Origin of the sequence: Mycobacterium riyadhense, assembly GCF_963853645.1 — a bacterium.
Taxonomy (GTDB): Bacteria; Actinomycetota; Actinomycetes; order Mycobacteriales; family Mycobacteriaceae; genus Mycobacterium; species Mycobacterium riyadhense.
Genome location: NZ_OY970456.1, coordinates 1,733,387 through 1,757,481, shown reverse-complemented (window position 1 = coordinate 1,757,481; position 24,095 = coordinate 1,733,387). Strand labels below are relative to the sequence as shown.

At 66.7% G+C, this 24,095-nt stretch carries 21 protein-coding genes and 1 pseudogene; 3 read left to right on the top strand and 19 right to left on the bottom strand.

Annotation, left to right across the window (positions count from 1 at the left end; genetic code table 11):
• Positions 1 to 4: 4 nt before the first annotated feature.
• The 3 genes from ligA to AADZ78_RS08010 are packed head-to-tail and all read right to left on the bottom strand — an operon-like array spanning position 5 to position 2,922.
• On the bottom strand, positions 5 to 2,074 hold the full coding sequence (gene ligA / locus AADZ78_RS08020) for an NAD-dependent DNA ligase LigA (protein ID WP_085250871.1): 2,070 nt from the start codon (positions 2,072 to 2,074) through the stop codon (positions 5 to 7).
• Between the two features lie 45 nt (positions 2,075 to 2,119).
• Positions 2,120 to 2,434 carry an ArsR/SmtB family transcription factor gene (locus tag AADZ78_RS08015; RefSeq protein ID WP_204807975.1) on the bottom strand — a complete coding sequence of 105 codons (315 nt, stop codon included), beginning with the start codon at positions 2,432 to 2,434 and terminating at the stop codon, positions 2,120 to 2,122.
• Complete coding sequence (locus AADZ78_RS08010) at positions 2,431 to 2,922, bottom strand: SRPBCC family protein (RefSeq protein WP_085250873.1); 492 nt, start codon at positions 2,920 to 2,922, stop codon at positions 2,431 to 2,433. Before AADZ78_RS08010 ends, AADZ78_RS08015 begins: the two co-directional genes overlap by 4 nt.
• Before the next feature lie 160 nt (positions 2,923 to 3,082).
• Here AADZ78_RS08010 and AADZ78_RS08005 point away from each other — a divergent pair, with 160 nt between their 5' ends.
• Positions 3,083 to 4,765 carry a PE family protein gene (locus tag AADZ78_RS08005; RefSeq protein ID WP_204903437.1) on the top strand — a complete coding sequence of 561 codons (1,683 nt, stop codon included), beginning with the start codon at positions 3,083 to 3,085 and terminating at the stop codon, positions 4,763 to 4,765.
• Between the two features lie 143 nt (positions 4,766 to 4,908).
• Positions 4,909 to 6,558 carry a PE family protein gene (locus AADZ78_RS08000; protein WP_085252646.1) on the top strand — a complete coding sequence of 550 codons (1,650 nt, stop codon included), beginning with the start codon at positions 4,909 to 4,911 and terminating at the stop codon, positions 6,556 to 6,558.
• Positions 6,559 to 6,564: 6 nt separating this feature from the next.
• Here AADZ78_RS08000 and AADZ78_RS07995 read toward each other — a convergent pair whose 3' ends face one another.
• The gene (locus AADZ78_RS07995) at positions 6,565 to 7,578 is read right to left on the bottom strand and encodes a methionine synthase (protein WP_085252645.1); all 1,014 of its coding nucleotides are present in this window, start codon (positions 7,576 to 7,578) and stop codon (positions 6,565 to 6,567) included.
• A gap of 49 nt (positions 7,579 to 7,627) precedes the next feature.
• Here AADZ78_RS07995 and AADZ78_RS07990 point away from each other — a divergent pair, with 49 nt between their 5' ends.
• A complete protein-coding gene (locus tag AADZ78_RS07990; RefSeq protein WP_085252644.1) occupies positions 7,628 to 8,257 on the top strand; it encodes a sensor domain-containing protein in 630 nt (209 codons plus the stop codon).
• Here the strand turns inward: AADZ78_RS07990 and AADZ78_RS28975 are convergent.
• The 15 genes and pseudogenes from AADZ78_RS28975 to AADZ78_RS07920 all read right to left on the bottom strand — a co-directional run bounded on the left by AADZ78_RS28975 (position 8,254) and on the right by AADZ78_RS07920 (position 23,901).
• The gene (locus AADZ78_RS28975) at positions 8,254 to 8,529 is read right to left on the bottom strand and encodes a hypothetical protein (protein WP_085252643.1); all 276 of its coding nucleotides are present in this window, start codon (positions 8,527 to 8,529) and stop codon (positions 8,254 to 8,256) included. The two genes, AADZ78_RS07990 and AADZ78_RS28975, sit on opposite strands and share 4 nt — an antisense overlap.
• A 278-nt stretch (positions 8,530 to 8,807) precedes the next feature.
• A complete protein-coding gene (locus AADZ78_RS07980; RefSeq protein WP_085252642.1) occupies positions 8,808 to 9,098 on the bottom strand; it encodes a WXG100 family type VII secretion target in 291 nt (96 codons plus the stop codon).
• Positions 9,099 to 9,137: 39 nt separating this feature from the next.
• Positions 9,138 to 9,431, bottom strand: a complete 294-nt coding sequence (esxG, locus tag AADZ78_RS07975; protein WP_085252641.1) for a type VII secretion system protein EsxG — start codon at positions 9,429 to 9,431, stop codon at positions 9,138 to 9,140.
• 61 nt (positions 9,432 to 9,492) lie between these two features.
• Complete coding sequence (locus AADZ78_RS07970; protein WP_085252647.1) at positions 9,493 to 10,779, bottom strand: PPE family protein; 1,287 nt, start codon at positions 10,777 to 10,779, stop codon at positions 9,493 to 9,495.
• Positions 10,776 to 11,090, bottom strand: a complete 315-nt coding sequence (locus AADZ78_RS07965; protein ID WP_085252640.1) for a PE family protein — start codon at positions 11,088 to 11,090, stop codon at positions 10,776 to 10,778. The genes AADZ78_RS07970 and AADZ78_RS07965 overlap by 4 nt, the downstream gene beginning before the upstream one ends.
• Before the next feature lie 1,237 nt (positions 11,091 to 12,327).
• Complete coding sequence (locus AADZ78_RS07960; protein ID WP_420873325.1) at positions 12,328 to 13,509, bottom strand: IS110 family transposase; 1,182 nt, start codon at positions 13,507 to 13,509, stop codon at positions 12,328 to 12,330.
• 135 nt (positions 13,510 to 13,644) lie between these two features.
• Positions 13,645 to 15,075 (bottom strand): group II intron reverse transcriptase/maturase, encoded by a 1,431-nt coding sequence (ltrA, locus tag AADZ78_RS07955; protein WP_085253361.1) that lies wholly within the window; start codon positions 15,073 to 15,075, stop codon positions 13,645 to 13,647.
• 1,319 nt (positions 15,076 to 16,394) lie between these two features.
• Positions 16,395 to 17,696, bottom strand: a complete 1,302-nt coding sequence (locus AADZ78_RS07950) for a PPE family protein (protein ID WP_085249276.1) — start codon at positions 17,694 to 17,696, stop codon at positions 16,395 to 16,397.
• Positions 17,693 to 17,797, bottom strand: a pseudogene (locus AADZ78_RS28970) (PE family protein); the annotation flags it as partial. The gene AADZ78_RS07950 and the pseudogene AADZ78_RS28970, both read right to left, overlap by 4 nt.
• Before the next feature lie 181 nt (positions 17,798 to 17,978).
• Positions 17,979 to 19,070, bottom strand: a complete 1,092-nt coding sequence (gene mnmA, locus AADZ78_RS07945) for a tRNA 2-thiouridine(34) synthase MnmA (protein ID WP_085249277.1) — start codon at positions 19,068 to 19,070, stop codon at positions 17,979 to 17,981.
• Entirely contained in the window at positions 19,071 to 20,249 is a 1,179-nt protein-coding gene (locus tag AADZ78_RS07940; protein WP_085249278.1) for a cysteine desulfurase family protein, read from the bottom strand.
• A gap of 33 nt (positions 20,250 to 20,282) precedes the next feature.
• Entirely contained in the window at positions 20,283 to 21,122 is an 840-nt protein-coding gene (locus tag AADZ78_RS07935; protein ID WP_085249279.1) for a lysophospholipid acyltransferase family protein, read from the bottom strand.
• On the bottom strand, positions 21,122 to 21,958 hold the full coding sequence (locus tag AADZ78_RS07930) for a GNAT family N-acetyltransferase (protein WP_085249280.1): 837 nt from the start codon (positions 21,956 to 21,958) through the stop codon (positions 21,122 to 21,124). Before AADZ78_RS07930 ends, AADZ78_RS07935 begins: the two co-directional genes overlap by 1 nt.
• A 147-nt stretch (positions 21,959 to 22,105) precedes the next feature.
• Positions 22,106 to 23,062, bottom strand: a complete 957-nt coding sequence (locus AADZ78_RS07925) for an electron transfer flavoprotein subunit alpha/FixB family protein (protein ID WP_085249281.1) — start codon at positions 23,060 to 23,062, stop codon at positions 22,106 to 22,108.
• Between the two features lie 38 nt (positions 23,063 to 23,100).
• Entirely contained in the window at positions 23,101 to 23,901 is an 801-nt protein-coding gene (locus AADZ78_RS07920; RefSeq protein WP_085249282.1) for an electron transfer flavoprotein subunit beta/FixA family protein, read from the bottom strand.
• Positions 23,902 to 24,095 lie beyond the last annotated feature (194 nt).

Here is a 24,095-nt window from a genome sequence, read left to right as displayed (position 1 = left end):
ACCACTATGGCACTTCTGCCGCGTCGGTGTCAGGGGGTCCTTCCGCCAAGAGTTTCCGGAACCCGTCCTCGTCGAGAATGGGCACGCCGAGCTCAACGGCCTTGTCGTACTTGGATCCCGGCGAGTCCCCGGCGACGACGAAGGAGGTTTTCTTCGACACCGAACCCGCGGCCTTGCCGCCGCGCGCCACGATCGCCTCCTTGGCGTCGTCGCGCGAGAAGCCGGTCAGCGAGCCGGTGACCACCACGGTCAACCCGGCCAGCGTGCGCGGCACACTCTCGTCGCGCTCGTCGGCCATACGCACCCCGGCCGCCCGCCACTTGTCGACGATCTCGCGGTGCCAGTCGACGGTGAACCATTCGGTGACCGCCGCGGCGATGGTCGCGCCCACACCCTCGACCGCCGCCAGCTGCTCGGTGGACGCATCAACGATCGCTTCGAGGGAGCCGAACTCGGTGGCCAGCGCGCGCGCAGCCGTCGGCCCGACGTGGCGGATCGACAGCGCCACCAGCACCCGCCACAACGGGGCGGCCTTTGCCTTGTCGAGGTTGGCCAACAGCCGTTTACCGTTGGCGGACAGCGCACCAGCCTTGGTCCGAAACAGCTCGGTGCGCAACAGGTCATCCTCGGTAAGTGCGAACAGGTCTCCCTCGCTGGTGATCACCTGCGCTTGCAGTAGCGCCACGCCGGCCTCATAACCCAGTGCTTCGATGTCGAATGCCGCGCGGCTGGCGACGTGAAATACCCGCTCGCGCAGCTGCGCCGGGCAGCGCCGCGCGTTGGGGCAGCGAATGTCGGCGTCACCCTCCTTCTCGAACGCCAGGGTGGTTCCGCATTCGGGACACGTTGTGGGCATGACGAATTCGCGTTCGGACCCGTCGCGCAGGTCGACCACAGGTCCCAGCACCTCGGGAATCACGTCGCCGGCCTTGCGGATAACCACCGTGTCACCGATCAGCACGCCCTTGCGCTTGACCTCCGAGGCGTTGTGCAAGGTGGCTTGTGCCACCGTCGATCCCGCAACCTTCACCGGTGTCATGAACGCGAACGGCGTGACCCGCCCGGTGCGCCCGACGTTCACCCGGATGTCGAGCAGCTTGGTCTGCGCTTCCTCGGGCGGGTACTTGTAGGCGATGGCCCAGCGGGGGGCCCGCGAGGTGGAACCCAACCGGCGCTGCAGTACCACCTCGTCGATTTTGACGACGACACCGTCGATTTCGTGGGCCACTTCGTGGCGATGCTCGCCCCAGTACTCGATGCGCTCCTGCACACCGGCCATGTCGTTGACGACTTTCGTGTGCTCGGAAACCGGGAGCCCCCAGTCCTTTAGCGCCAGGTATGCGTCATGCTGGGTGACCGGGCGAAAGCCTTCGGTGTGGCCGAGCCCGTGACAGATCATCCGCAGCTTGCGCCGGGCTGTGACCGCCGGGTCTTTCTGGCGTAGCGATCCCGCCGCGCTGTTGCGTGGGTTGGCGAACGGCGCCTTCCCCGCCTCGACGAGACTCGCGTTGAGCGCCTGGAAGTCTTCGAGCTGAAAGAAGACCTCGCCGCGGACCTCGAGAACTTCGGGCACCGGGTAGTCGTCGCTGGCGGTGAGGCGCTCGGGGATGTTATCGATGGTGCGAGCGTTCAGCGTGACGTCCTCGCCGGTGCGGCCGTCGCCTCGAGTCGCCGCCCGGGTCAAGCGCCCGCCGCGATAGACCAATGACAGTGCGACGCCGTCGATCTTGAGCTCACACAGGTAGTGCGCGGCATCACCGACCTCGGCGTGGATGCGGGTGGCCCAGGCGCCAAGTTCCTCGGCGCTGAATGCGTTGTCGAGGCTGAGCATCCGTTCGAGGTGCTCGACCGACTCGAAGTCGGTTGCGAAGCCGGCCCCGCCGACCAGCTGGGTGGGTGAATCGGGCGTGCGTAGCTCAGGATGCTTTTTCTCGAGCGCTTCCAGCTTGCGCAGTAGCTTGTCGAACTCCGCGTCGCTGATAATGGGCGCGTCGCGCACGTAGTAACGGAATTGGTGTTCGCGGACCTCTTCGGCTAACTCCTGCCACTGCCGCAGCACTTCTGGGCGCAGCATGTCGGGTGAGCTCACCTTGGCAGGCTATCGAAGCGAGCTGACACGTCAGTCCTCGACGTACGCCCGCAGCCGATCCACCGCGGCGTCCCACCGACGCGACAACTGGGTGAGGTAGTCGCTCGCCCGGGCCAGCGGTTCGGTTTGTACCGTCCAAACACGTTCGCGACCGCGTCGCCTGCTGGTGACCAATCCCGCAGCCTCGAGTAGCTGCAGGTGCTTGCTGGCCGCCTGCCGAGTGGCCGGAATCGCCTGGGTGACTTGCGAAGTCGAGCACGGTCCGACCTCGCACAAGCGGACGATGATTCGTAGTCGATTCGGGTCCCCGAGCGCGTCGAAGACCTGCGCACCGATGGCGCTCACACCCGCATTTCTTCCAGGTACCTGCGGACGAGATCGGTTTGCATCGCCCAGCCTTCGGCGTTGGCCTCATAGGAGGCGGTGCGGCGTGCCTCAGGGATGGCGTCGAATCCGGATTCGACGATGGTGAGCAGTACCCCGTCCGGTGTCTCCGACAACATGAACTCGACCAACGTGGTCGGCTCCAGGTCGTAGTCGACGTCGGGGTCGATGGCGAACGGATGCCAGCGGTAGGCAAACCGCCGCTGCGGTTCAACGGCCACGATGTGCCAGGTGCTTTTCACCCCGCTGTGCGCCTCCTGACGCTTGCCGATCTCGTCGTCGACGACGGTTGGGGTGATGACCCCGGTGATCGACGTTCCCGCGACAAACGGCTGGTCGAAGCGGACGCGGAACCAGCGCCCGAATTCCTGTGAGTCGGTGATGGCCCGCCATACCCGGTCCAGCGGCGCACGCAACACGACGCGCTTCTCGATTCGATCGGTACTCATATGCAGCCTCCTGGTTGCCTATTAGTCCACCACAACTCGGCCAGTTACGCAACCATTTGATTGCGTATTGGTCTCAGATGAGCGCGCACAATCGCGGGATACCGCGCCCCACAACGCGATACGATCGGCGTCACCAAATTCGGGGGCGTGGAGGTGAGGTATGTCGTTTGCGACCGTGGTGCCTGAGGTGTTAGCGGCGGCGGCCGGAGAGTTGAGCGGGATCGGTTCGACGATCAGCGCGGCCAATGGCGCCGCGGCGGCCCCGACCGCAGGTGCGGTGGCGGCCGCCGCTGATGAGGTATCGGTGGCCATCGCCGCCCTGTTCCGCGCGCACGCCCAGGCGTATCAGACAGTCGCGGGGCAGGCGGCGGCATTTCACGACCAGTTTGTGCGCACCCTGGCCGCCGGCGTGGATCAGTATGTGTCCGCCGAGGCCGTCAACGCCACGCTGGAGCAGCAGCTACTCAACGCGATCAACGCGCCCACCCAACTGCTGCTGGGACGTCCGCTGATCGGCAACGGCGCCGACGGGGCGCCGGGGCAGCCGGGCGGACCCGGCGGGCTGTTGTACGGCAACGGCGGTAACGGCGGGGTCGGCTTGTCGGGTCAGGCCGGCGGCGCCGGCGGCAACGCCGGGCTGATCGGCAACGGCGGGATGGGCGGGACCGGCGGTGCGGGCGCGGCCGGCGGCGCGGGCGGCAATGGTGGGTGGTTGTACGGCAACGGCGGAAACGGGGGCGCTGGCGGCATCGCCAGCGCCGCCGGCCAGTCGGGCGGTGACGGCGGCGCGGGCGGCAACGCCGGGTTGTTCGGCACGGGCGGGGCCGGCGGGGCCGGTGGGTCCGGGGCCACCGGCGCCGCGGGGGTAAACCCCACCGCACAGCCGCCGTTCACCCAGGCGGCCAAAGGGAACGATGGCGCCGACAACGCCAATGGCAACGGCGGGAACGGCTCGCCCGGCCACGACGGCACCACCACCAGCGAGCAAGGCGGCAACGGCGGCGCAGGTGGCGATGGCAACAGAGGCTCTGGAAACGCCGTCGGCGGCATCGGGGGCGCCGGGGGCGCGGGCGGCACCGGGGCGCCCGGCGGCACGGGCGGTCAAGGCGGTCAGGCCACTACCACCGAGGACCTCAGCACCTCGTACGGCGGCACCGGCGGTGTCGGTGGCGCCGGCGGCGCCGGAGCCCCGGGAGGCGACGGCGGTGATGGCGGGTTCGCCCAAGCCAATAACGCGACCAGCATCGCCGTTGGAGGTGCCGGCGGGGCCGGCGGGGCCGGCGGCCTCGGCGCCGCCGGGGGTGCCGGTGGCAACGGTGGATCGGCAGACAACAAGGCGATTGGCGACGTTACGGTTGGGGGCGTCGGCGGCGCCGGAGGAGTCGGGGGTGCCGGTGCCCAGGGCGGCATCGGCGGCGTCGGCGGCACCGGTGGCGCCGGTGGGCGTGGCGGCCTGCTATTCGGCGATGGCGGCGCGGGCGGTGCTGGTGGCGTCGGCGGCCAGGGTGGCGGCGGCGATTCCGGCGGCATGGGAGGCCATGGCGGCAACGGCGGCGGTCCTTCCGACCACCGCAACGTGGGTGGGGCCGGCGGCGACGGCGGCGTCGGCGGCGCGGGCGGTGACGGTGGAGTTGGCGGCAACGGGGGCAGCGGCGGTGCGGGTGGACTGTTGGGCGGTCACGCGGGCAGTTCAGGCCCGGGTGGGGCTGGTGGTCAGGGCGGCGTCGGCGGGGCCGGCGGCGGGGGCGGTGCCGGCGGAACCGGGTCCGTCAACGGCATCGCCGGCAGCGCCGGCGATCAAGGCGCCACCGGAGCGGTCGGCGCTTCTGGACATCCGGGCTGACAGGTCCATCAAAGCCGAGGCTACCGCGCTCGGTTCGGGCAAACGCCGCATGCCGTGCCCCGGGGGGCGATACCATCCACGGATACCGCGGCTTGGGTGCCAACGCGACCGTCGCGGTGCCGATTCGTGTTGGGAGGACAGCGATGTCGTTTGTGTTCGTTACGCCGGAGTCGCTCGCGGCAACGGCCGGAGATGTGGCCGGGATCGGATCGGCAATCACTACGGCGAATGCCGCGGCGGCGGCCTCGACCACCTCGGTGCTGGCGGCCGCCGCCGATGAAGTGTCGGCGGGGATTGCGGCACTGTTTTCCGGGCACGCCCAGGCCTATCAGGCGCTGGCCGCCCAGACGGCGGCGGTTCACGACCGGTTTGTGCAGGCCCTGGCCGCCGGTGCGGCCCAGTATGGGCTGGCCGAGGCCGCTAACGCAGCGCCGGGGCAGCTGTTGTTGGACGCGATCAACGCGCCCACCCAGACGCTGCTGGGCCGCCCGCTGATCGGCAACGGCGCCAACGGCGGGCCGGGGCAGCCCGGCGGGGCCGGCGGGCTGCTGTACGGCAACGGCGGCCGCGGCGGTGACGGGGTGGCCGGCCAAGCCGGCGGGGCCGGCGGTGACGCCGGGCTGATCGGCGCCGGCGGCCAGGGCGGCAATGGCGGGCCCGGGCAGGCCGGCGGGCGCGGCGGTTCCGGCGGGTGGTGGTACGGCAACGGCGGTGCCGGCGGCGCCGGCGGCGCCGCGACCCTAGCGGGCCAGGCCGGTGGTGACGGCGGCGCCGGCGGCAATGCCGGGCTGTTCGGTACCGGCGGCGCCGGCGGGGCCGGCGGGGCCGGTGCCACCGGGGCAGCCGGTGTCAACCCCGGCCCCGCTCCGCCCAATGGCCAGGCCGGCCCCGGCGCCGAAGGCTTATCCAGCACCAATGGCAGCGGGGGGAACGGCGGGCCCGGCAATCCCGGCACCGCCATCGGGGAGCAAGGCGGCAACGGCGGGGCCGGCGGCAACGGTGGGTCGACGACTTCTACCGTCAACGGGGGCACCGGCGGGGCCGGCGGCACCGGTGGGGATGGCGCGCCCGGCGGCGACGGCGGCGACGGCGGCAACGCCGTCGCCCTCAACGCCTTTGCCGCCGGCGGCAAGGGTGGTCCCGGGGGTGCCGGCGGTGCCGGCGGTGCCGGCGGTGAGGGCGGCACCGGCGGCTCCGCGGCGGGCGCCAACGGTTCCGGCGGCGAGGGCGGGACCGGTGGCGTCGGCGGCACCGGTGCCAGCGGCGGCCGCGGCGGCGACGGCGGCAACGGCAGCAACGGCAATATCGGCGGCCGCGGCGGCGACGGCGGCACCGGCGGTGTCGGCGCCGCTGGCGGGGCCGGCGGTGGCGGCGGGAACGGAGGCGCCGGCGGGCGTGGTGGGCTGCTGGTCGGTGATGGCGGCAGCGGCGGCCTCGGCGGCACCGCCGGCGGCGGCGGTACCGGTGCTACCGGAGGGACGGGCGGCGCCGGCGGGACCGGCGGCCTCAGCCCGCTCCAGCAGGGCAACGGTGGTGACGGCGGCACCGGCGGCGACGGCGGCACCGGCGGCGCCGGCGGAAACGGCGGCAACGGCGGCGCAGGCGGCCAGGGCGGACTGTTCAGCGGCAACACGGGCAGCGCCGGTGGCGCCGGGGCCGGCGGCAGCGGTGGCACCGGCGGCAGCGGCGGGTCGGGCGGCGACCCCGGAACCGGATTCAATACCGGAAAGGCCGGCGGCGTCGGGGATCAAGGCGCTACCGGCGCGCACGGCTCCCCTGGACATCCGGGCTGACGCAGGTCAGATCGCGTCCGGGGTTTCGGCGAACGCCTCGGCGGCTTTGCGGGCGAGTTCGATCGCGGTGCGGGCCCACTCCTGGGTTGCACCGGCCAGGCCGCATGCCGGGGCGACGCCGACGCGATCGCGCAGTACCGAGCGGCCGAAGCCGAGACGATCGGTGACCGCGACCACCGCGGCGGCAACCTCTTCCACCGACGGTCGCCGCTGCGGCGCGCTCGCCGGGATCACGCCCAGCACCATGGTGCGGCCCGACTCGACGAATGCCGCGATGTCGTCCAAATCCGCCGCACGCAGTGTGCCCGCATCCACCGATACAGCACTAATACCGCTGCGCTGCAACAGGTTCCATGGCAACTCGGCGGCGCAGCTATGCAGCAGTACGTCCGGGCCCACTGCGCCGACGCAGGTATCGAGCAGTGCGCCGGCCACCGCTTCGTCCAGCGGGGCGACCGGGCTCAGCGCCGTCACCCCCGTCAGCCGTCCGCCCAATGCCGCCGGCAGCGACGGCTCGTCGAACTGCACCACGACCGTTGCATCGAGGCGACGGGCGAGCGCCGCGCGGTGCGCGGCTACGCCTTCGGCCAACGACGCCGCCAGGTCACGCACGGCACCCGCGTCGGTGATCGCCCGGTGGCCGTTGGCCAGCTCCAATCCCGCGGCCAGCGACACCGGTCCGGGAGCCTGCACCTTGACCACCCGGCCGCCGCCGCGCAGACCTGCCGTCTCCCACGCCTCTTCCAGGGCGTCCATGTCCTCGTCGAGCATGCTGACGGCCCGCCGCGTCACGGCCCCGGGCCGGGCGACGATACGGTACCCGCGTGGCACCGTGTCGACGGCCACGTCGACGAGCAGGGCGCCGGCTCGCCCCAGCATGTCGGCCCCCACTCCCCTGGCGGGTAGCTCGACGAGATGAGCCAAAGTGCCCGCCAACTCGCCGACGACAACCTCGGCGGCCTGCCGCGCGTCGGTGCCCGGCCACGAACCGATGCCGGTGGCGGTTGCGAAATGGCTCACCCGGCAACCGTATTCGACATCGGGTAGGTTCGAGCGAGAAGGGTGGCAAATGGCGAGGTGGATGCGTCCGCTGCTGTTATTTTCCGCAGAGTTACTGACAGCGGCGTGCACACGGGTGGTGGGTGGCACCGCGCTGCCAGCGTTCGGTGTTCAGCCCTTGGGCGTGCTCGACGTCGGCGCGCTGCTCTTGGACCAATCGCGAATGCAGGCGATCACCGGCGCCGGTGACCACCTGACGATCATCCCCTCGATGGACGGCACGCAACCGGTGGACATCGACTCCCTCGCCGAGACCGCGCCGCGGGACTGCCGGTTTATATTCGCCGAGACCGCCACCTTCGGGCCCGACATTGCGGCGTTTCACAAGACCACCTTCCAGGACCCGCCGGACGGCCGTCTGATCTCCGAAGGCGCTGCCGCCTACCGCGACGCCAGCACCGCCCGGCACGCCTTCGACGCCCTGGTCAACACTGTCGCGAATTGTGCGGACAGTTCGAGCGGCTGGCTGTTGGTCAGCAGGTGGAGGGCCGACGGTGACTCACTGCACCTGCGGCCGGGCGGCTGCGGCCGCGACTACCGCGTCCTGTCGGTGGCCCTGCTGGAAGTCACCTTTTGCGGCTTCCCGGAATCGGTGTCCGACATCGTGATGACGAACATCGTCGCCAATATGCCGGGTTAGCCGCCTATCCGCCAACGACTTTGGGATCGGCCGACCGCGCGGTCATGACGCGGCGAAAGCCCTGGATCGACGAACGTCGAAATCTGGTCACGTAGTGGGCGTCGCCCGTGGCGACAGCCGACGACGATCTCGACGTGACCGCTCGGGCTGCCGAACACTGATTCCACCACCGGTCGGGCCAATGCCGGGATACCCTGGTATTCAATGACTTCCGTGAGCGAGGCCCCGCCCCGAAGCCACTCACCAGCCCGCGCCCCGACCTGTACCGGCATGGTGAACTCCTCGAACGCGGGCCGCCGCCGATTACGCGCTGCGCATCGCGACCACAGTCTTGTCTCCGAAATCGCCACGCGGTACGACGATTCCGCGCAACAGTGCCCGGGCACCGTGGCCCCGAAGCCCGCATAACGTAGGTCGACCCACCGGTCCGAAACGGTCAATTCCCCAGTTTGACCAGCCGTCCAGGCATCGCGTTCTGGGCATCCCGATACGGTGTGGTGATGGCCAGGACCCACGGATTCGACGGTGAGTTCAACGGCGTTGGGTTCAGCTAGGCTCCCCACTTGGCGGCTTCGGCGGTGTCGCGGGCCAACATAGCCATGGTGTTGGACTCGTGTGTGCTGGCCATCGATTGATATGACCGCGTCAATTCCTCCATGGCCTGGTTCCACTGCGTCTGCCAACCCTGATAGGTCATCCCGGTGTCGCCCTGCCAGGCATTCGACAGCGCGGCCTGCTCACTGGCGATATCCGCACCCAGGCTGTGCAGGGTGCCCGCGTAACCCGACATCGTGCTGGCATGCCACATCATGGCGGGGTAGTTGTACATAATCTGCGACATAACAAGTCCTTTCGGTTGGTGTAGCGGTGAGCCGGCGACTCAGAACCCGGTGTAGGTGGACGCGGCGGCGGCGTCGGCGGCCACATAGGCACCCGCGGCGTCGCCCAAGTTGGCCTGCGCAATGTCCAACAAGGTGTTGATCTTGGTGGCCGCGGCCACAAACCGGGCATGGCTAGCCTGAAACGCCGCCGCCGATTCGCCGACGTGAAACGCCTGCGCTGACATCGCCGACTGCTCAGCCTCACCGATCGTGTGCCGCATCAACCCCGCCTTAGCAGCAAACGCCGACTGCGACGCGACCAACTGCGGAATATGGGCATCCAACAAACTCATAATGATCCTCTCGATTTAGGTTTCTGTTGCTAGGCCATATCGCTAAGTTCGGCTACCCCCTCTAAATCACCGCCCCCACCAGATCTGCCTCCCAGCTGCTGGGCAGCATCGGCATCCGCGGACCGCCGCCAAGCTGATCACCCCGCAACACCGTCAACCCGCAAGGCTGCCCGACAGTTTGCTTGCCGGCGGTGCCGGCGAACCCCAACGTGCCAGTACCCCGATCAGAAGCCACCACTGACCCCGACACGCCCCCAGAGCCGGGGTGCGCCGCCGAAACCAACCTTGTTTGCGGCGCCACCGTCGGAGCATCACTCGACGGCGTCACGCTGTTTACGGCAACGGCCGACACGGGCGCTGCCCCTACCCCACCGGCTACGCCCCCAACGGAAGCAACGGCCGGTATCGCGGCCGCCGCACCCACCGGGGCAACGGCCGCGGCGGTCAACGGGCTGACCAGAGCGGGCAGGACCGCCGACGACAAGCCAATTGCGACAATTAGGTGTCCGATAATCCATTGAATGATGAATTCGATCGCCGCAATGGCAAGGTAGACAGCCGCCCAGCCAAGCAGCACAACCATGTTGAACAGAAGTACCGGAATGAGAACAATTACCAAGAGCGCGGCGATCGCGATGACCGCGATGGCCACAAAGGCCAATAGCGCCGAAATGGCCAGTATCAACCCGATGACTGCGACATCTTCAAGCGCCGCGACTATGTAAGTAATAGCCAAATCGACCCAGTACCAGGGGTCGAGTCCGATTTGACCGGACAGGGTCAGGATCTCCCCAGCCTCACCCACACCGGGTTTGACGATGACCGGTGCTGGGCTGGTGCGCGGTGTCGAGACCAACGCCGCAGTCGAGACGGCGTCATAGACGCTCATCGTGGTAGCGGCCTGGATCCACATCCGTACATAGTCAGCCTCATTGACCGCGATCGGAATCGTGTTGATCCCAAAGAAATTCGTCGCTAACAACACCGCGTGCGTGACGTGATTAGCGGCCAGTTCCGCCAACGTCGGCATCGCCGCCAACGCACCGACGTAGGCCGCCGCTGCCGCCTCATGCCCAGCGGCCGTTGCCGCACTGTCTGCGCTGGCCTGCATCAGCCACGCCAGATACGGCGCGTGCGCGGCCACATACATCTCGGCGCTGGGTCCCTCCCAGGCACCGGCTTGCACCGCAGCCAGGATCACCGTGAGTTCTTGTGCCGTCGACGCGTATTCGGTGCCCAACGACGTCCAGCCCGCGGCGGCCGCCTGCAGCGAAGCAGGCCCCGGACCAGCGCTTAACAACGCCGAATGCACCTCCGGCGGGCAAGCAATCCAGACCGGCGCGCTCATGCCCATCCACCCGAGCCCAAATACAACGCCGCCGCCGCGGCGTCACCAGCAGCGTAACTAATGCCGGACACACCCACAGCGGCCCCCGAGCGGCCGAGCTCTTCGACCCCTTCTTCCGCGACCGCCGCATGCTCAACACCTACGGCGCTAAACCCGACCGCGGTCTTCAGCGACACCGGATCAGCCGCCGGCGGCACCACCGCCGTAACCACAGGCGCCACCGCAGCATGCATAGCCGCCAACCGGGCCGTCAACGCTTCCACCGCTGCACTGGCCGCCGCCAAACCTTCCGGAACCACCCGCAACGTCATACCCGATACTCCTTCCGAACATGGCTCGCCTGCCGGTACGGCCAAAACTCGTGCCATACCGGCGAATTGACCGACCTGCACACGTCAGGGTTGTCGATCTCGCACAGTCATAAAACCCAACATTCATAGCCATTGTCAACTGTTTCATATAGTTACGGTTACGTAGGCAAAAGCGACGGCTCCGTACGTTTTTGGCGCCACTTGACCGCCAAGGCAGAGCACGATTCCGAGCAGCGGGCGGCGGGCGACAAGTCGCCATCACCGCTCATCGCAACCAGGACAATCGCTTTGGGCCTCGTCAGCGCCAACGTTCTAGCGCCCCAGGGAAAGTCGCACACCAGCTTCTGTTGGTGCCCAACAGCATCAGTCGCGCATCATCTTGGCGACCGCGAAATATAAAGTAAGCGTGGCCCAGAAGCGAAAACGGGTCGGCTGCATCATTGAGACGAACGTCGTCAATCTAGGGCCAGCACACTCTCGACGGCGCGGCCCCGCCGGTCGCACTCCTTCCCGGTATTTCAACCGAGGTGACTGAGTGAGGATGTCGCGTTGGTGACCAAATATTTCCGGCGACGAAGCCTAGCCGTCACATCGTCAAACTCAGGTAACCCTGTTGAGTCACCGCGCCGACGAAACCCGGATCCCATGTGCTCGACAGCCTGACTGGCTCAAAATTGGTGCGCACCATAAATCGGGCAGATCGCACGGTCACAACAGTCACATGTGTCGCTGCGCCCGGTGACACACCCGATGTGCCCGGCTCCTAGCGACAATCGCCTGAGCTGCGGTGTTGTGCCCACGTTGGTGGTGGCCGCGCGGGTTTCGGGGTGGCGTTGACCTGCACAAACCGCGTTGTCGCGGATAGACATCCCAGCGTTGGAAGAGTCAAGCGGCGGTGGGTTGTCGGTTTGGGCCGCAACCCGGCAAACCGGGCACTGAAGAGCGTCAACGACCAATATCGTCAACCCCAAAAGCCGAAAGCAGCACAAGCGATCTCGATCTCCCTTGCCCTGAACAGCATGCGCCGAACGGCGCCGCCGTCAAGGCCCTACGGCCGCTACGCGGTCGGGCTGCGCCCGAACCTTGACCCCGACGCCGACTTCGACGCCCGCCCAGCCAGGACCAGGAAGCTTCAAAACAAGCAAAAACAAACGCAGCCGTGGGGTCTTGACCGCGCGGCCCTCTGCTTCGGGAATGACCTGCAGAAACCCCAGTTGTCGCGGGTACGTTGGAAGAGTCAAGCGGCGGTGAGTTGTCGGTGGGCCCAGGCGGTGTCTTCGTTGTAGAGGGTTTGGTGACGTAGACAACCATGCAGGATGCCCACGAGGCGGTTACCCAAGGCCCGTAGGGCTTGGTGGTGGGTGTCGCCGGCGGCGCGGTGTTGGTCGTAGTAGGCGCGCACACCGGGACTGCATTGCAGGGCGGCGAACGCCCAGCGGTCGATGGCGTCGTAGAGGCGGTCGTTGCGGACGTAGCGGGCCCGCACCAGTTTTTGTCTTCCCGACGCGACGGTCAACGGTGATGTGCCGGCGTAGTTTTTGCGAGACTTGGCGGTGGTGTAGCGGTTCGGGGCGTCCCCGAACTCACCGAGCACCCGGGCGCTGAGGATGACACCAAGTCCTGGCAGGGAGCGGTAGATGTCGGCGTCCGGGTGCTTTTCACAATGCTCAGCCAGCGTGGTTTCCAACTGGCTGATCTGATCGGTGAGTTCGATCAGCACGTTGACCGTGGCGCTGGTGATGGCGCCGCAGGCCTGTGTGACGGCCTCGGGGGCGGCCAGTTGCTCGGTGCGCAGGGCCGCTTGGATCTGGCGAGCGCGTTCGTCGATGTTGCGTTGGCGCCCACCGGCTTTAAGCGCCGATCCGATTTTGCTAAGACTCAACCGGGCACCTTGTGTGGGGGTGGGAGCTCGGCCCAGCACTGCCAGCGCGTCGCGGTCGCGATCCCGGTCGCCCAGACTGGGCAACGCTTCTAGGGCCGCCGGATAGTACTGCAACAAGTTGGCGCGCAGTGTGGCCGACTGGCGCGCCCGCGTCCAGATCAGGCCCTGATGGGCACGGGCCAGCACCTGGATCGCGTCGCCCTGCGAACTATCGGCGCTGAGTGGGCGGTGGTTGTGGCGGTCGGTGCGGACCAGATCGGCCAGTAACTTCGCATCAGCGGCGTCGGATTTCGCGCCCGAAACCCCATGGCGGTCCCGGTACCGGGCCACCGACCTCGGATTGACCGCGTACACCTGATAACCGGCCGCGACCAGCGCACCCACCCACACGCCGCGGTCGGTCTCGATCCCGATGATCACCTCGCCGGGATCGTCGGCATGCTCGGCGAGCAACTCGTGGAACTGCCCGATCCCGGTCAACCCCTCAGGTAATCGCGTTGCGGCCAAACGTGCGCCAGCCTCGTCCATCAGATACACGTCGTGGTGGGGTCGACATGAAGCGCGGTTTCGGGATTACTCCCGGCCCGTTTCTTCATGCCGCCCTCCCGAACCGGACGTGCGAGTTGGCCCCGCATCCGGCTCTCCACAAGCCCCGTCGAGCAGTTGATCTGATCAGCTTGCCAACGGCCACGGTGAAGGGATCGTTGAGCCCCTGGGACGGTAACGCGTGGTGACTACCGAATCGGGATTAAACAACACGACCTCTCCGTCACGTGGCCACCAGCCACCGTCGCAGTAGCGGCGGCGCAGGTTCTTCCACCCCGAATTCGGGTGCTTGCGCCGGAGCCAGCCAAACACCTGACGCCACACGATCATGCGCAGGTACTGAAAGGCCCGGGCCGACACCCCGGCGCGGAAGTAGGCGGTCCAGCCCCGCAACACCGAATTGAGCCGGTGCAGGAGGACCGCCAGTGGCAGGCTGACATTCATCCGGCAGATCGTCTTGCACTTGGCCTTGATCGACCGCAGGGCCTTCTTGGCCGGATAGTTGTAGACGAAATACCGGTTGGTGCCCCGTTTCTGGTGACGCTGGATGCGCCAACCGAGAAAGTCGAAGCCCTCGTCGATGTGGGTGATCAACGTCTTGTCCACCGACAACCGCAGGCCGACAGTGGACAAGACAGCCGCTACTTCGGGAAGCAGCGCCTCAGTCTGCGACCGTGTCCCGGCCACCAGAATCACGAAGTCGTCCGCGTACCGGTAAAGCCGATAGTTGGGCAGACCTTTCTGGCGGCGAGTCCACCGCTGCTTGGTGGTCGATCGTGGTCCGCCGGGTGACTCGGCGAAATGCTCGTCGAGGACCGACAGCGCCACATTGGCCAGCAGCGGCGAAAGGATCCCACCTTGTGGGGTGCCGGTGACGCTCTCATGAACGGTGCCAATCTCGGTGAGAATGCCCGCCTTCAGGAACGCCTTCACCAGCGCGAGCACACGCTTATCTCCGACTCGTGACCGCACCCGATCCATTAAGGCCGAATGCGAAATTTCGTCGAAACAGGCCGCGATATCGCCCTCCAACACCCACTCGTAGCTCTTGGATGCCAGAAAACGTGTTTCAGCCACGGCGTCGTGCGCACGCCGGTTGGGCCTGAAACCGTATGAGCACGGCTGAAAATCCGCCTCAAAGATCGGCTCCAGCACCAGCTTCAAGGACGCCTGCACCACCCGGTCGGCCACGGTCGGAATACCCAACCGACGCCGCTTACGCGACCCCGGTTTGGGGATCATCCGTTCCCTGACCGGCCGCGGGCGAAAACTGCGGGACCGCAACTGATCCCGCAGCTCGACGAGGAGTCTCTCCACGCCGATGCATTCCCGAACGGAGTCGGCGGTCTTGCCGTCGACTCCGGCCGAGCGCGCGCCCTTGTTGCCCTCCACCCGCTCCCATGCCATCAACAGAAAGCTGGGATCGGCGACGAGGTTAAACAAATCATCGAAGCGACGATCAGGATCGTCGTTCGCCCAACGGTGCAGCTTGGTCTGGATCTCCAGTACCCGCTGCCGAGCGTGCAATAAGCCCAGCAGTGGTTCACTCGTATTCACCAGCGTTCTCCCGGTATTCCAGCACTTCGGCTACTGACTTGCTGGCTCCCTTCGCCATGTGACCGGCTTTCCCGGCCTCGGACTACTACGAAGCCTCCGCCCCGGCCGGTGCCATCAGCCGACGATGGACCTGCCCTTCCCCCGCGCTGGCTGCACGGGCAGTGAAGGGCGACACCGGACGGTTCCCACGTTCATCTCAAAGTCGATCGACGAGCGAGGCGTCCAGCTCTACCCCTGCGGCATCGCCACGGTTACACCGCAGGTCTTCACCGTGGCCTCCTGGCCGGTTGTCACATCGCGACCAGGAGTTCCCCGACTCCACACAACGGAGTCGGGTACGCACCGCGACCAGCCCATATCCGCCAGATTTGAGCTGGTGGGCCGTTAAGGGGCGTCAGACACTGATTTCTCGCGTACACCTTCTCGTCTTGCTGACCGGACCCGCACCGTCTGGCAGTGCCGACGCGTCCCGGCGTTGTCAGGGCTGCTCCCACCCTCACCAGCATCTCCTGGATCAGGCTGCCCCCAGCTTCACCCAGCCGCTGCGACGACAGGGCGACGAAGGTCTCTCACCTCCATTCGACTTCAGACGCCTCGTGGCGCACATGGTCTTCGGCCCAGTCATCGCCAACAAACAACATCACCTCACCACCTTCTCCTCACTGGATCGAACTACTCTTTGTTCGAGCCTGAAGCCACCCGGCTGCGGCCTAATGGTCCAGTGCTCGCATGGCACAACATCCCAGTAGCGCTACAACTGACCCACGACCGGACCGGGGCAACGGTCTCCCCAGAAGGAATCAATCGTTCCTGGTGGGCAATAGTGCTCACCGGCCGGCGGCTCACCAAATCAGCCTCGCCGATGACCATCCATAAAGCACGGTCAACGACTACAGCCGATCCATTCCCATTAGGTGGGCAGCGAGACCATAGCCTCCGGCGCAGGCCAGAGTTGCAGATGTGACTACAGAGCAATACAGACAGCCAGAGCACAACCTCGCGCCAAATTTTGAGTCCTGGTGCGCGCCACCGCAGTTCGGAGTAGCCCCGGCTCGCTATCGTCGCGTCCAGGTGCGCTTGAGTGACCGGCCCACCAGGAAGACTCCAGCGGCGCGCCGCAGGTCTGGGTTTAGTGCGCAACTCTGGACGCGTCCCGAACCATACTCACAGGTAAGCGGGCTCCAGCGATGCCGAGCTCCGAATCGTGAGCCAAGCCGACATTCGAACCGAGGTGACCGAGTAGGGATGTCGCGTTGGGGACCAAATATTTTCGGCGTGAACAACCGTAGCCGTCACATCGTCAAACTCACGTAACCCCGTTAGGTCACCGCGCCGACCAAACCAGGATCCCAGGTGCTCGGCAACATCGGAACCCGCGGACCGCCAGTAAGCTCATCACCCCGCAGCAGCGTCAAACCGGAAGGCTGCGCGCCCATCTCGTTACCGGCCGTCCCGGCAAACCCCAATGTCCCAGCTCCGCGACCGGAAGCCAGCACCGATCCCGACGTGCCCACCGAACTCGGCTCCACCGCGGAAGCCAACCGCGCGTGCGAAACCACTCCAGAAGCACCCAGCCCCGATGGCGCCACGCTGCTTACTGCAACGGCGACGACAGGCGCCACACCAACCCCGGCCACGTTAGCCATACCAGCCACGGCCGCTGCATCGGCTATCGCGCCCACTCCCGGGGTGAGCACGCCACCCGTCACAGCCATCGCCCCAACTAAGGCCGGAACAACACCGGAGAAATTCCCAAGAATCCAGTGCACAATAATCTGCGTAACACCGGCGACAGCATAAAACAATCCGCCCAAGACGACAGCGACATTGTAACCGAAGTCGATCAATAGTTGTGCGTTGGCCATCAAAGTGATCATGAATCCAATGGGATTCAAACTCAGTAAATCCAAAAGAAGCTGTAGCCCAACAAGAGAGACGGCAGGGAGCTCGGAAATCAACGCGTACAGATATTGCTGGTATAGCAAGAAAACTCCTTCTAAGAATAGCTCTATTTGTAGCCACGGAAATGGTGTGAGCGTTTGCGCGACGGTGGCCGCGATATTGCCGACGGCACCGGCACCGGGTTTGACCAGCACCGGCGCCGGGGTGGCGTGTGGCGCTGACGCTACCGCCGTACCCGAGACCACCTCATAGACGCTCATCGTGGCAGCCGCTTGGATCCACATCCGCACATAGTCGGCCTCATTGACCGCGATCGGAATCGCGTTAATCCCAAAGAAATTCGTAGCCACCAACACCCCATGCGTGACATGGTTAGCGGCCAACTCCGCCAACGTCGGCATAGCCGCAAGCGCGCTGACGTGCGCTGCCGCCACAGCCTCATGCTGGGCGGCAAGTGCCGCGGTGTCGGCGCTGGCCTGGATCAACCAGGCCACATATGGCACATGCGCGGCCTCATAGCATTCAGCACTCGGACCCTGCCATGCTCCAGCCTGCACGGCGGCTAGCACTGCAGTCAGCTCTTCTGCTACAGAAGCGTATTCGATGCTCGCCGACGCCCATGCTGCCCCGGCTGCCAGCAACGAGCCAGTGCCCGGACCCGAACTCAGCAGCGCGGAATGCACCTCCGGCGGCGATGCGATCCAGACCGGCGCCGTCATAGCGAGCCACCCGAGATCAAAGCCGTCGACGCGGCTGCTACGGCACCGGCGACATACCCGATACCGGCATCACCGACAGCGACCCCGGAGCGGGAAAGCTTCCGCTGTCTCGCTTGCCTGTACGGCCAAAAACTCATGCCAACCGACGAAATAAGCAACTGCACCCGTTCTGGATACCGCAGATTATTGCTATTGGCAATAGTTGCATATTACTACTATTACGTAGGGGGAAGTGACGTTTCCGTAGGTTGCGGACCCGGACAACCGGCGCGACAAACCCTGTCAGTGAGTTGTCGACAACCGCGAGGTGTTGGCGATGGTGGCGCTGCCCAGCACCTCGTCACCGTCGGGATCCGGACGGTACAGCACCAGCGTCTGGCCTCGGGCCACACCGCGCAGCGGGGTATGTAACTGCACGACAAGCTCGTCGCCGACCAATTCCGCTACCGCACTGGCCATTTCACCGTGCGCGCGCACCTGAACCGCACACTCGATCCGACCCGCCGGCGCGGCTCCCCCGGTGAAAACCGGTGCCCGCCCGATCAGCGCATGCACCTCGAGGTCGGCCGCTTCGCCCACGTGCACGGTGCCAGTGTCGGCGTCGATCGCCGTCACGTAACGCGGGCGACCGTCTGGCCCCGGCCCGGCGATGCCCAGACCTTTGCGCTGGCCGATGGTGAATCCGTGCACCCCGTCATGTTCGGCCAGCACTGCGCCGTCGGAATTGACCACGATTCCGCGGCGAATACCGATCCGCTCACCGAGAAACGCCTTGGTTTTCCCGGACGGAATGAAGCAGATATCGTGACTGTCCGGCTTGTCGGCCACCGCCAGGCCGCGACGGGCCGCCTCGGCGCGGATCTGCGGCTTAGGGGTGTCCCCAATCGGGAACGCGGCGTGGCGCAGTTGCTCGGCGGTCAAAACGGCCAGCACGTAGGACTGATCCTTGTTCCGGTCGACGGCGCGGCGCAGCCGCCCATCGGACAGCCGGGCATAGTGGCCGGTGGCTACGGTGTCGAATCCCAACGCCAACGCTCTCGCCGACAGCGCCGAGAACTTGATTTGCTGATTGCACCGCACACAGGGATTGGGGGTCTCGCCGCGGGCATAGGACGACACGAAATCGTCGATCACGTCTTGCTTGAACTTCTCCGCGAAATCCCAAACATAGAATGGGATTCCCAGCACATCGGCGACGCGACGGGCATCTGATGCGTCTTCTTTGGAGCAGCAGCCGCGCGAGCCGGTGCGCAGCGCGCCGGGCGCCGATGACAATGCCAGGTGCACGCCAACCACGTCGTGGCCGGCATCGACCATGCGGGCGGCGGCAACCGACGAGTCGACGCCCCCGCTCATTGCGGCGAGAACCTTCACTTAGGAAGCCCCCGCAGCGGCCAGGGCGGCACGCCGTGCACGCGCTACCGCCCCGGGTAACACCCGCAGAGCAGCGTCGATGTCAGCGTCAACACTGGTGTGGCCCAGCGAAAGCCGCAGCGATCCGCGAGCGCTCGCAGCGTCGGCGCCCATCGCGATCAGCACGTGCGACGGCTGCGTCACACCCGCGGTGCAGGCCGATCCCGTGGAGCATTCGATTCCGTTGGCGTCCAACAGCATCAACAGCGCGTCGCCTTCGCAGCCGCGGAAGGTGAAGTGCGCGTTGCCCGGCAGCCGCAGCGGGTCGAGGGCGCCGTTGAGGCGAACATCGTCGATATCGGCGAGCACACCATCGACCAGGCGGTCCCTTAACGCGCGCAGCCGAACGCCGTTGGCTTCCAACCCGTCCACCGCGATCTGCGCAGCCACCGCCATTCCGACAGCACTGGCGACATCCGGTGTGCCAGAGCGGATATCGCGCTCCTGACCGCCGCCGTGCAACAGCGGTACACACGACACATCGCGCCGCAACAGCAACGCACCAACCCCCGGGGGGCCCCCGAACTTGTGCGCCGCCACGCTCATCGCAGAAAGCCCGCTGGCACCGAAGTCGACCGGAAGCTGTCCGACCGCCTGAACGGCATCACTATGCATGGGGACGTCGAATTCAGCTGCGACAGATGCTAATTCGGCGGTCGGCATGATAGTGCCCACCTCGTTGTTGGCCCACATGACCGACACCAGTGCGACGTCGTCGTGGCTCTGCAGCGCCTCGCGCAGCCCGGCGGCCGACACCGAGCCGTCGGCGCCCGTGGGCAGCCAAGTCACCTGGGCGCCTGCGTGTTTGACGAGCCAGTTCACCGAGTCCAATACGGCATGGTGTTCCACCTCGGTGGTGACGATGCGCCGACGGCTTGGCTCCGCGTCACGGCGCGCCCAGTAGATACCCTTGACCGCCAGATTGTCGCTCTCGGTGCCCCCTGCGGTGAAGATCACCTCGGACGGACGAGCCCCCAACTTGTCTGCGATCAGTTCACGCGATTCCTCGATCCGCCGACGGGCCGAACGTCCGGTGGTGTGCAGCGACGACGCGTTGCCGACGGTGCCAAGCGCAGCTGTCATCGCCTCGATGGCGGCGGGGTGCATCGGGGTGGTAGCGGCGTGATCCAGGTAGACCATGACGCGCCCCAGGATACCGGTCCTGCCGAGGGCTCAGGCCACCAGCGCGTGCCCGTGACCTGGGTGCCGCGGCTTCCCGACGTCCACCGCGGACTGACAACGGCCAGCCAGGGCTCGCCGATCGGTACCCGGTAGTTGCAGGGATTCGACGCACACCCAGGCCACCGTGCGGCGCACGCGCAGCATTCGGCCGACGGACCGCAACAACTTGTCGTCGCCAACGTAAGCCGGTGCGGTCGACACGGTGCCATCCACATGGTGATATGCCAGCCGAAGTGGCTGCACCGGGCGGGCCGCATCGATCGCGGCCTGGAACATTGCCGGGTAAAAGGCCCCGGACGCCAGACCGCACCAGGTCGTGCCCTCCGGAAAGGCCACGACCGTGTGGCCGGCACGGAGCCGGCGGGCCACCGTGTCCACCACACCGGGCAGCCGTCGCAGACTGGCCCGCTCGATCGGGATGATCTTCAGGATCCGGGCCACCATCCCGGTGGCCCGCCCCGTGAACATATCTGCGCGGGCGACAAACGAACCCGGCAACACCGAACCGATGACGAAGGCGTCCAGCCAGGATATGTGGCTGCTGACCACAAGGACGCCGCGCAGATTGCGAATTGGACTGCCCGACACCGTGATCCGGACACCGAAACAGCGCAGCACCAACCGGCAATAGGCACGCTGCACGTGGTTGCGGCCGGGCAGCGGAACGCCAAGCAATGGCACGCCCGGTGCGAGCAGCAACGCCAGCGTGACTCGAAGCGCCACCCGCAACACCACCAGCGGCCGCCGCATGTGCGCGGCGTCGCCGATGGTCACGCAACTGGCGTCACACGATGCTTGCGGCAGCCAGGGGTGCCCGGCCAGCCTGTCCATCAGGCCGCTCCGTCCACAATCCCTGAGGCCGCGGAAACCGACCGCAGTCGCTTGAGATAGCGGGTATCTGCGTGCTGCTTGGCCAGCAGCACGCAGAAGTCACCCACCCCGAAGTCCGGATCGTGGGCCGGCTCTCCACATGCCCGCGCGCCGAGTCTCAGGTAGCCACGCATCAGCGGCGGGATCGCCGGTCGTTTCGGCGGTGCGATGTCGTCCAGGCCCTTGCCGTCGATGCTCACCGGCCGATAGGGGCGCACCCGGTATTCGGCAGGGTGACGGCTTAGCACGAAGTCGCGCACGCCGCGGATCTGGCTCCCCGGCGGACCGTCGCCGCTACCGATCGGTACCGACACGCAGCCGGTCACGTGGTCGTAGTCGCATCGGTCCAGGTACGCGAGGATGCCCGCCCACATCAGCAGCACCACCCCACCGTTGCGGTGACCTTCGCGTACCACCGCTCGGCCCATCTCCACCAGCGACGGCCGCAGCGGGTCGAGTGCTCGCACGTCGAATTCCGTGGCCGTATAGAGGCCTCCGGCGGCGATGGCTCCCGCCGGCGGCAACATCCGGTAGCAACCCACCAACTCACCGGTGTCGTCGTCGCGGACCAGCAGGTGGTCGCAGTACTCGTCGAAACGGTCGACATCTCGGCCGTTGCTGGCCGCGGGAAGAGAAAAGCCGGGTGTGCTGCTAAAGACGTCGTAGCGGAGCCGCTGCGCGGCTTCGATGAGCGAAGGGTCGGTGGACAGCAACAGGGAATAGTGCGGCCCGGACGACGACCGTGTCGCCAGGCCTCGCGGCTTATCGCTGGGTATTAGTACTGAAGCAACGGTCATGCCAACAACGTGGCGCAGCCGGTCAGCTAATCGGCATCGGGGCGCTGACATGTCGGTGCACGCCAGGTGACAAATGGGCCGAGCAGACGTAAAAGCTCCCAAAACCGCCCGGTTTTGGGAGCTTTTACGTCTGCTCGGCCAGAGAACTTAGCCCTTGCGGGCCTTGATCCCCTCGGTCAATTGCGGTGCAACCTTGAACAGGTCACCAACCACCCCGTAATCGGCGATCTCGAAGATCGGCGCCTCCTCGTCCTTGTTGACCGCAACGATGGTCTTGGACGTCTGCATCCCGGCGCGGTGCTGAATCGCCCCGGAAATCCCCAGCGCGATGTAGAGCTGCGGCGACACCGTCTTGCCGGTCTGGCCCACCTGGAACTGGCCCGGGTAGTAGCCGGAGTCCACCGCGGCACGCGACGCCCCGACAGCGGCGCCCAGTGAGTCGGCCAGCTCCTCGACCACCTTGAAGTTCTCCGCGCTCCCGACGCCACGACCACCGGACACCACCACGGTGGCCTCGGTGAGTTCCGGCCGGTCACCGGCAACCGCGGGCTCGCGAGAGGTGATCTTGGTCGCGTTCTCGGCCGCAGCCGGCACTTCCACGCTGACTTGCTCACCCGCGCCATCGGCCGGCGCGGCCTCGATGGCCCCGGCCCGCACCGTGATCACCGGGGTGTCGCCGTTGGCGCGCGCCTCGACGGTGAACGCCCCACCGAAGATGCTGTGGACGCCCACCGCACCTTCTCGCACCTCGATCACGTCGACCAGCAGACCCGAACCGATCCGGGCCGCGAGCCGGCCGGCGATCTCCTTGCCGTCGGCGGTTGCAGCCAGCAACACGGCGGCCGGAGTGTTCGATTCGGCCAGCGCGGCCAGCACGTCGACGACGGGCGTGATCAGGTAATTGTCGACGGCGTCGGACTCGGCGACATAGATCTTGGCGGCACCGGCCGCCTTCAGCCCGTCAACCAGCGGCGCGGCCGTCCCCGGCGCCCCGACCACGACGGCAGCCGGCTCGCCCAGCGCGCGCGCGGCGGTGATCAATTCGGCGCTGACCTTCTTCAACGCACCTTCAGCGTGCTCGACGAGCACCAATACTTCAGCCATGGGTTATCGCTCTTCTCGTCTCAGGGGATTAGCGCTCGTTAGATGATCTTCTGGCTAACCAGGTACTGGACAATCTGGTTACCGCCCTCGCCCTCGTCGGTCACCTTCTCGCCAGCGGTCTTGGGCGGCTTCGGCGTTGACGACAGCACCGTCGACCCGGCATTGGCCAGCCCGACCTCGTCGCTCTCGACGCCGATCTCGGCGAGGGTGAGCACCGTCACTTCCTTCTTCTTGGCGGCCATGATGCCTTTGAACGATGGGAAGCGCGGCTCGTTGATCTTCTCGTTGACGCTAACCACCGCGGGCAAGGTGGCCTCCAGGGTGAACACGCCCTCGTCGGTCTCCCGCTCGCCGGTGACCTTGCCGCCCTCGACGGCCAGTTTGCGCAGGTGAGTGAGCTGCGGCAGGCCGAGGTATTCGGCGATGATGGCGGGCACCGCGCCGCCGACGCCATCGGTGGCTTCGTTGCCGGCGATGACCAGTTCGGTGCCTTCGATGGTGCCCAGCGCACGCGCGAGAGCCCATCCGGTCTGGATGACGTCGGACCCGTGCATGCCGTCGTCCTTGAGGTGGACGGCCTTGTCGGCGCCCATAGAAAGTGCCTTGCGAATAGCCTCGGTGGCTCGCTCGGGGCCTGCGGTCAGCACGGTCACCGACCCTTCGATGCCGTCGGCGGCCTCTCGCTCCCGGATCTGCAGTGCCTCTTCCACGGCGCGCTCGTTGATCTCGTCCAGCACCGCGTCGGCGGCCTCGCGGTCCAGCGTGAAATCGCCGTCGGTGAGCTTGCGCTCCGACCAGGTGTCTGGGACCTGCTTGATCAGGACCACGATGTTCGTCATGAGTGTGGCTCGTCCTCCTCAAAGGCGTCCCACAGCGGTGGACTGCAGGACTTCGGTCACGCGATTCGCAACCGCACCGGTATGTTACTAGACGGTAACTTCGTGCGGTCTGCCCTCACACCATAGCGGGTCGTAGTGCAGGTTCTGCTTCCCGCATCCGGTGCCCGGTTCGCGAATCGGAGCCTAGGGGTTAG

What these genes read in the sequence shown, in the direction of transcription:
- AADZ78_RS08000 (WP_085252646.1), top strand. Translation starts at nt 4,909, where the DNA reads ATGTCGTTTGTGTTCGTTACGCCGGAGTCGCTCGCGGCAACGGCCGGA.
- AADZ78_RS07925 (WP_085249281.1), bottom strand. Translation starts at nt 23,062, where the DNA reads ATGGCTGAAGTATTGGTGCTCGTCGAGCACGCTGAAGGTGCGTTGAAG.
- AADZ78_RS08010 (WP_085250873.1), bottom strand. Translation starts at nt 2,922, where the DNA reads ATGAGTACCGATCGAATCGAGAAGCGCGTCGTGTTGCGTGCGCCGCTG.
- AADZ78_RS07965 (WP_085252640.1), bottom strand. Translation starts at nt 11,090, where the DNA reads ATGACGTTGCGGGTGGTTCCGGAAGGTTTGGCGGCGGCCAGTGCAGCG.
- esxG (WP_085252641.1), bottom strand. Translation starts at nt 9,431, where the DNA reads ATGAGTTTGTTGGATGCCCATATTCCGCAGTTGGTCGCGTCGCAGTCG.
- AADZ78_RS07935 (WP_085249279.1), bottom strand. Translation starts at nt 21,122, where the DNA reads ATGGACAGGCTGGCCGGGCACCCCTGGCTGCCGCAAGCATCGTGTGAC.
- AADZ78_RS07930 (WP_085249280.1), bottom strand. Translation starts at nt 21,958, where the DNA reads ATGACCGTTGCTTCAGTACTAATACCCAGCGATAAGCCGCGAGGCCTG.
- AADZ78_RS07940 (WP_085249278.1), bottom strand. Translation starts at nt 20,249, where the DNA reads ATGGTCTACCTGGATCACGCCGCTACCACCCCGATGCACCCCGCCGCC.
- AADZ78_RS07990 (WP_085252644.1), top strand. Translation starts at nt 7,628, where the DNA reads ATGGCGAGGTGGATGCGTCCGCTGCTGTTATTTTCCGCAGAGTTACTG.
- AADZ78_RS07970 (WP_085252647.1), bottom strand. Translation starts at nt 10,779, where the DNA reads ATGAGCGCGCCGGTCTGGATTGCTTGCCCGCCGGAGGTGCATTCGGCG.
- ligA (WP_085250871.1), bottom strand. Translation starts at nt 2,074, where the DNA reads ATGCTGCGCCCAGAAGTGCTGCGGCAGTGGCAGGAGTTAGCCGAAGAG.
- AADZ78_RS08005 (WP_204903437.1), top strand. Translation starts at nt 3,083, where the DNA reads ATGTCGTTTGCGACCGTGGTGCCTGAGGTGTTAGCGGCGGCGGCCGGA.
- AADZ78_RS07950 (WP_085249276.1), bottom strand. Translation starts at nt 17,696, where the DNA reads ATGACGGCGCCGGTCTGGATCGCATCGCCGCCGGAGGTGCATTCCGCG.
- AADZ78_RS28975 (WP_085252643.1), bottom strand. Translation starts at nt 8,529, where the DNA reads ATGCCGGTACAGGTCGGGGCGCGGGCTGGTGAGTGGCTTCGGGGCGGG.
- AADZ78_RS07980 (WP_085252642.1), bottom strand. Translation starts at nt 9,098, where the DNA reads ATGTCGCAGATTATGTACAACTACCCCGCCATGATGTGGCATGCCAGC.
- AADZ78_RS07920 (WP_085249282.1), bottom strand. Translation starts at nt 23,901, where the DNA reads ATGACGAACATCGTGGTCCTGATCAAGCAGGTCCCAGACACCTGGTCG.